Source organism: Almyronema sp. (assembly GCF_052168255.1).
GTDB classification, from domain to species: Bacteria; Cyanobacteriota; Cyanobacteriia; order Phormidesmidales; family Phormidesmidaceae; genus Sphaerothrix; species Sphaerothrix epifaneia.
Genome location: NZ_JBQLZL010000078.1, coordinates 1 through 7,422, shown reverse-complemented (window position 1 = coordinate 7,422; position 7,422 = coordinate 1). Strand labels below are relative to the sequence as shown.

5 protein-coding genes and 1 pseudogene are annotated in these 7,422 nt (G+C 50.1%); 3 read left to right on the top strand and 3 right to left on the bottom strand.

What is annotated here, in order from left to right; all coding sequences use genetic code 11:
• Nucleotides 1-353: 353 nt before the first annotated feature.
• From ACTS3T_RS17700 to ACTS3T_RS17690, 3 genes and pseudogenes are all read right to left on the bottom strand, one after another.
• A complete protein-coding gene (locus ACTS3T_RS17700; RefSeq protein ID WP_377963020.1) occupies nucleotides 354-3,026 on the bottom strand; it encodes an MGH1-like glycoside hydrolase domain-containing protein in 2,673 nt (890 codons plus the stop codon).
• Nucleotides 3,027-3,058: 32 nt separating this feature from the next.
• The gene (locus ACTS3T_RS17695; RefSeq protein ID WP_377963022.1) at nucleotides 3,059-3,877 is read right to left on the bottom strand and encodes a hypothetical protein; all 819 of its coding nucleotides are present in this window, start codon (nucleotides 3,875-3,877) and stop codon (nucleotides 3,059-3,061) included.
• Between the two features lie 468 nt (nucleotides 3,878-4,345).
• Nucleotides 4,346-4,659 (bottom strand): annotated as a pseudogene (locus tag ACTS3T_RS17690) (Uma2 family endonuclease); the annotation flags it as partial.
• A 426-nt stretch (nucleotides 4,660-5,085) separates the two neighbouring features.
• On the opposite strand from ACTS3T_RS17690, the gene ACTS3T_RS17685 reads away from it, so the two are divergent.
• The 3 genes from ACTS3T_RS17685 (at nucleotide 5,086) to ACTS3T_RS17675 (ending at nucleotide 7,206) form a co-directional block, all read left to right on the top strand.
• Entirely contained in the window at nucleotides 5,086-6,261 is a 1,176-nt protein-coding gene (locus ACTS3T_RS17685) for a sodium-dependent bicarbonate transport family permease (protein ID WP_377963024.1), read from the top strand.
• Nucleotides 6,262-6,345: 84 nt separating this feature from the next.
• Nucleotides 6,346-6,678: a P-II family nitrogen regulator gene (locus tag ACTS3T_RS17680; protein WP_377963026.1), complete on the top strand. Its 333-nt coding sequence runs from the start codon at nucleotides 6,346-6,348 to the stop codon at nucleotides 6,676-6,678.
• Between the two features lie 285 nt (nucleotides 6,679-6,963).
• Nucleotides 6,964-7,206, top strand: coding sequence for a hypothetical protein (locus ACTS3T_RS17675; RefSeq protein WP_377963028.1), 243 nt, complete (start codon nucleotides 6,964-6,966; stop codon nucleotides 7,204-7,206).
• Nucleotides 7,207-7,422: the final 216 nt, after the last annotated feature.

Here is a 7,422-nt window from a genome sequence, read left to right as displayed (position 1 = left end):
TAGGCTGGGGCTTTCTTGTTTCGCTTAGATTTCATCAGCAAAGAAATGACAAAACGAATAAAGCTGTAGCCAAAAGCATTAGAGGCTATTTGAAAAGATATCTGCTGCGTAGCAAAACGGTCTAGATCCCCCTAAATCTCTCTTAAAAAAGGGGAACTTCCGAGTCGATTTTCCCTTTTTCCAAGAAAGACTAGGCGGGATTGATGAGTGCCCAAAATTACAACCATTGGCTTTTTAAACACCCGCTTAAGCCCTCAGATCTCAACCTTCTACTTGCCTTTAGCTATAAGCATTATGCTTATAGCTTGAAGAGAATTGATCAAGCTTCCTTGGAGGAAAATACCCTGGCAAATTTAACGTGATGCATACTGACTGTACTGCTGAATGAGCTTGGCTACCAGCCCCGTCCATCCGGTTTGATGACTCGCCCCAATACCCGCACCGTTGTCACCGTGAAAATATTCATGAAAGAGGAGGTAATCTTTCCAGTGGACATCCCGCTGAAAAGGTTCAGTGCCACCGAATACGGGACGTTTGCCTGCCCCATCTTTGAGGAAGATGCGGATCATGCGATCCTCTAAATCCAGAGCAACCTCCCAAAGAGATTTGTAAGTGCCCGACCTTGCAGGACATTCCACCTGATAGGAGTCACCCAGATAGTGATGAAACTTTTGCAGAGACTCAACCAGTAAATAATTCACAGGGAACCAAATTGGCCCGCGCCAGTTGGAATTGCCGCCAAACAGTCCAGTGCTGGATTCGGCGGGTTCGTAGTCTACCCGATGTTCAGTGCCATCGGTATAGAAGGTGTAGGGATGGTCGAGATGGTAGCGGGAGAGGGCACGGATGCCGTTGGGAGCTAGAAACTCAGACTCATCCAGCATTTTGGTGAGAATACGCTGAAGCTTGTCGGGGTGCACGATCGCCAACAATCTGCGCTTACCCACTCCTTCTTCAATGAACGAGGCGACATTGTGGCTCAGTTCGGAATAATGGGTTTCAAACCATTCCAGTCGTTCTTTGAAACCGGGGAATTTTTCGAGTAAGTCGGGTTCTAGGGTTTCAACGGCAAACAGAGGAATCAGTCCCACCATCGATCGCACTTTTAGCTTCAGGCGATCGCTATTGGGCAAGTGCAGCACATCGTAGAAAAAGCCGTCTTCTTCATCCCACAGTTCGGTTTTGTCGCTGCCGATATGGTTCATGGCGTCGGCGATGTAGATAAAGTGCTCAAAAAACTTAGTGGCCATGTCTTCGTAGACGGGGTTTTCTCGTGCTAGCTCTAAAGCAATCGTGAGCATGTTGAGACAGTACATAGCCATCCAACTAGTGCCGTCGGACTGCTCGATGTAGCCGCCTGTGGGTAGGGGGGCGCTGCGATCAAACACGCCAATGTTGTCTAAGCCCAGGAAGCCGCCTTCAAACACGTTGCTGCCCTCGACATCCTTGCGGTTGACCCACCAGGTAAAGTTCAGCAGCAGCTTTTGAAATACCCGTTCTAGAAAAGCGCGATCGCCTGTACCTTTCTGCTTTTGCTCAATTTTATACACTCGCCAGGTAGCCCAGGCATGAACGGGTGGATTGACATCGCCAAAGGCCCATTCATAGGCGGGGATTTGACCGTTAGGGTGCATGTACCATTCCCGCGTCATGATGTCGAGTTGGTGCTTGGCAAAGTCGGGGTCTATAACCGCCAGAGGAATACAGTGAAAGGCCAGATCCCAAGCCGCAAACCAGGGATATTCCCACTTGTCGGGCATGGAAATAATATCGTCCGCGTCTAGATGCGGCCACTGACGGTTGCGACCAAACTGGTGTCCTGCAGCAGGTTCGGGCATAGTGGGATCGCCCTCTAGCCAGCGCTTGACATTAAAGCGATAGTATTGCTTGCTCCACAGCAGTCCAGCAAACGCCTGACGCTGCACGTTACGGCTATCGCTGAACTTGCAAAACGGGGCGATTTTGTCGTAAAACGCGTCGGCTTCTTGGATGCGGGTTTGCATCAGCCCCTCGAAATCGGCAAAAGGATCGGCCTGGGACTCGGCAGAACTTAACCGTAAGCGAATAGTCTGGGTGGCACCTGCAGCCATGTTGAGGGTGTAATGGGCAGCAGCTTTGGTTCCCCAGCCGTTGGGATTCACGGCTGTTGCGTCGTTTTCTAACAGGTAGCGGTGAAAGGCATCTTTGGTATAAGGCGTCGAGTTCTCAACGCCAAATAGCTTGAGATAGTTGGTTTCATTTTCGGTGAAGAGGAGGCGATCGCTTGGCTTAGTCCAATTCTCATGGCTCTGGCAGTGAAGCCAATAGATACCCAATTCAGGATGCTGAGCTGCTAAAGTGCTGTAGCCAAAGTGATGAGCGGCGACTTTGATTTTTGGCTGCTCGCTGTTCTCGTCCCATGACCAGGTATTGCGAAACCAGAGGTGGGGCAGTACGTGCAGCGTTTTGGTTTCAGGCCCCCGATTCACTACCGAAATTTGAATCAGGATGTCGTCGCTGCTGGCTTTGGCATACTCGACGAAGACATCAAAGTAGCGATCGCCCGCAAAAACCCCTGTATCTAGCAGCTCAAATTCCGGCGCGTGACGGCCTCGCTGCTGGTTTTCTGCCACTAGCCAACCATAGGGATATTCAGCCTGAGGATATTTGTAGAGCGCTTTTAAGTAAGAATGGGTTGGGGTGCTGTCTAAATAAAAATAGTATTCTTTGACATCCTCCCCGTGGTTACCCTGGTTGCCCGTTAAACCAAACAGCCGTTCCTTTAAAACCGGATCGTTGCCGTTCCACAAGGCTAAGCTAAAGCACAACCGCTGCTTTTCGTCAGAAATGCCCAAGAGTCCATCTTCGCCCCAGCGATAGGCACGGGCATGGGACTGCTCATGAGAGAAATAGTCCCAAGCTTCCCCCGTAGCACTGTAGTCCTCGCGGACAGTACCCCACTGGCGATCGCTCAGATACGGCCCCCACTTTTTCCAGGGAACGCTATGGCAGTGGGTGTCTCGCAGTCGCTGGTGTTCAGCAGTCATGGGATGCTCCTTGCGAATTTTGAATTTTGGAATTACGTCAGTAGCTTGTGACAGACACTCACAGCGGTTTCCAGAAAGGTTTTAACCGTTTGCTGAGTAGTGGCCGATGTGGCCTCTGCTAACTCATCGGCCAGCAAGATGGCTCCAATCCAGCCTTCGGTATGCCAGGTTCCCACCGCCAAGGATGGCAAGGCTTGCTTATCGGGATAAGGCCAAGGGGTGACATACCAGTAGGGTTGATTGTAGCCGTTGTCTCCAGGGGAAAAGCCCGCGCCAATGGTCTGGGCAGACGCTCCCTCGCCAGCCAAGGTGACGAGGGTGGCCATATCAAAGTGGTGAGGCCAGATGTAAATCGGGGAAGCCCCTGCTTGGCTAATGATGATGCCATACAACAAGGGATAGGTGACGGCAAAGTAAGCGGCTACAGTCTTTCGCCCCTCTTCGTCACCTGAGGCAAACTGCGCACCATGGGCTAGAGGATGATCGGGAAAATCATTTGGATAGCTGAGAAAGGCAATCTTCTCGGCATCAACCCCTAGTTTGCTGAGTTCCGCCTTGTGCCAGTTGAGGGCAGTCTCCATGGTTTTGCCGATGAGAGGAAAAGAAGCGATCGCCTGCTGCTGGTCATCCAAAATCAGACTGATCAACTGCACTGGGTCAAGGGCTAAATAACAGGGGCGATCGCCCAGAATCCGCTGCCCAATAAAGGCTTTCAAGTCATCACACCAGTCTAGGGTCATCTGACTGCCATCGGGTTGAGCTTCTACCAAAGCCATCCCCGTTGCCGCCATAAACTGGATAGCGTAGTGCAGTTGTATCCGGCTGCCCGTCAGCGCTGTTGGATTTTGCATAACGAATGTCTCAACCCACTTAATTCTCTAAAGGCCACAAACAATGCCTTATGGGTAATCATGCTGTCAAGCTCTCTCTTGCCATAAAGGGTTATCCCACGACCGCTTCGCAAAGCGTAGGCAAGCTTGATGAGAATGTCTGCATGAAAAAATCGTGGGTTGATCAGGTGAAGGGCTATCTTTGGCCTCACCAGTGAAATGTCAACTACCTTTGGCTCTTGCAAGCTTTTGGTGAAGCCATGAAAATGATGACTGAAGGCACTGTGCTTGTAGCGATACTCCCTCAGGAGTCGTCATGGCTATACTGCCTAAGGTGTGACCATAGACGTTTCAGTGTTCTATCCTTGCTATATTTCTATTACTGATACAACCTGACAAGGTGATGACCTTCTGGCAAAGCAGCTAGGCAGCTTCAGCGCTAGCAACAGACTCTAAATAGACACAGTCAGCCAGCTCGACGGGGGTGTGAATATAAAAACACTGGCTGGCTCAATTCCTTTCAGCATTTCAATATTTTTGAACGTGGTTGAGCCTAACGCTCGAAATTCAATGTCAAGCTCTTCGAGAAATGCCTTGAGTAGGTCGCCAATGATTTCTTTATCGTCCTCATGTTCGGGTAATGGAGCCATGATTTCCAGCAAACCGTTGTTGTAAGCAATTCGAGAACCCTGATGTTCCCCGAGTTCTTCTAAAATGGCTTCAAATTCATCCCAGCTGACATCATGGCGCAGCAGCCGTTGACCGGGGGGCACCTCTAGCTGTCGGAGTTGTAGGGTAACCATCAGCGATCGCTTCAAATGGGCGGAAAAAGTCTAGCTTTAATCTTAATCCTGATTTTCATTGCCTAAAAATAGAGAAAACATTCACGCCTATAACACAAGCTTATAGGTTGGATTTGACATTGTATTGCCAATCTGCGTCAGGCGGTGCGGATTTCTGAGCCTTTGAGTATAGACTTAAGGAAATGAAGATTGAAATCTAGATAGATTTTAGTCTATGTATGGCGGTGTTGGACTCAAGATCGCCGCCCACCAAAGTTCATAGAGTGGCCATCTGTGAACCTCCCTATCGCCTCTTACCGATAGGGTGTCTGACGAAACCCTTTGTTGTGGGAGTGAAGCGCTGCACTCCTAAGTTCTTTACCCTTTTGACGACTCACTAACTACAATCATCGCTTCCCGACTACAGGGAGATAGAAGGAGGTATTTATGGATTTCATGTCCGATTTTTTGATGAAATTTGGGTCTCAGTTACAGTCTCCGACCCTCGGTTTTTTGCTTGGCGGTATTGTCATTGCTGCCCTCGGTAGCCAATTGACCATTCCCGATGCAATCTACAAGTTCATCGTCTTCATGCTGCTCATCAAAGTCGGTCTGAGCGGCGGCATTTCGATTCGCAACGCCAATATAGCGGAGATGTTGTTGCCTGCTTTGTTTGCTGTGCTGACAGGAATCCTAATTGTATTCATTGCGAGTTACACCTTGGCCAAGCTACCCGGCATCAGAACCGTAGACGCTCTAGCGACCGGGGGCTTGTTTGGGGCTGTGAGTGGCTCTACCCTCGCTGCCGGCATCACGGTAATGGAAGGACAAGGCATCCAATACGAGGCTTGGGCGGGTGCTCTCTATCCTTTTATGGACATTCCAGCGCTTGTGACCGCGATTGTCTTGGCCAGCATTTACACCAGCAAGCGAAAACGCGATAAGTATCTTAAAAACGAGGAGTATCTCAGGAAAGAAGAGTATAGCGGTATGCAGCCCGTTGCCGCAGGTGGATATTCTACCGTTGATCCGCGTAGTGCTGCAGGTGGATATTCTGGTGAGCAGGGTGGTGTTAGAGGCGGGGCTTCCAGTCAGTCGGGTGGTGCCCCCAGCTATCGGGTCAAGATTTGGCCCATTATCAAGGATAGTCTTCAGGGATCGGCACTATCGGCACTGCTGCTCGGCCTTGCTCTAGGTCTGCTAACTCGGCCAGAAAGTGTCTTTGAAAACTTTTACGAGCCTCTTTTCCGTGGTCTGCTTTCAATTCTGATGCTGGTCATGGGGATGGAAGCTTGGGCCAGACTCGGTGAACTGCGCAAAGTCGCCCAATGGTATGCCGTCTATGCTGTATTAGCACCGATACTGCACGGGTTCATTGCCTTCGGCCTTGGCATGATTGCTCATTACGCGACGGGGTTCAGCCCTGGCGGTGTTGCCCTCCTAGCCGTTATTGCTGCCTCCAGTTCAGATATCTCTGGGCCGCCCACCCTACGAGGCGGTATCCCAACGGCTAATCCTTCTGCCTACATTGGTGCGTCCACCGCTATTGGCACACCTATTGCGATCGCCGTGTGCATCCCGTTCTTTATTGGGCTGGCTCAGGTAACAATGGGGGGGAGCTAAGCCCAGACAAGTCGCCGTCTGTCGGTGTTTCCCAGTCCGGCAATCAATTCGTTCAATCAATACACGCATAAGGAGGTCATCCACATGGCTAAGCCAGCCAAAAAGCTCGTTATCATTACGGAGAAGTTGTTGCTGAAAAAGATCGCTCAAATCATCGATGAAGCCGGGGCAACTGGTTACACAGTCTTGGAAACGGGTGGTAAAGGGAGTCGCAACGTGCGCTCGTCGGGACAGCCCAGCGTTTCTGACACCAACTCGAATATCAAGTTCGAAGTGCTTACCGAAGATAAGGATATGGCTCTGAGAATTTCGGATCGGGTTGCATTAGAGTTTTTCGACGATTATTCGGGCATTGCCTACATCTGTGACGCGGAGGTGCTGTACGCGCACAAGTTCTGTGGGCCAGACGGCTGTTGAAGCGAGACGACGCATACTCAAGAAGCCGGGGTCTGCCCCGGGCTTCTGGGTAGCTGTGTTGTCTATCTGCAGAACGTTAATCTCAGCGAAGCAGCCATTGGCTATACCAATGAGCGACGTGGCTGTTATAACCGTAGCCTCAAGCGTTGAAACACTCACATAGCTATAAGCGCCCCTGATATAAAAGCTTTCTTCTGTTTTCAGCCTTCAGCCTTTAGCTATGTAAGCAGATGATGCGAACCTCAACATGAAGCAATACGCAAACCCGATAATGGAGCGTAAACCATGAACAAGTTTGAATCTAAAAAATCTCCGCTCAAACTAAACACTGATGAGGGATGGGTCATACAGGTGTATGGCGGCAACCGACGCTTGCTTTGTGTTTTAGAAACGTCCCATGGTTGGGTCTTTTTAGCGGGTTGCTGTGTGGGTCTATTGCTATCGGTAATTTGGATCAACGCTGCCCGCTACAACCCTCCAGTTGAACCCATTTCATCGACGGAATCTCCAGCATTGCAGGTAGATTGACAGCCTCCGACAGAGTCAAGGGGGGGACACTGCTCTATAGCGTTTCGATTAGCTGAACTTCGTCGTACCCGCTGATATTGCAAAGCAGAAAGTAGTGTCTTATATCAATTCGCGATTTTGGATTTTCGATTTTGAATTGAACAGTCTTTGCTCTGCATACATTTCGTCAGTCTCATCTGTACCTTTCTTTAATCCCAATGGTGTTGTCGAGCTTCA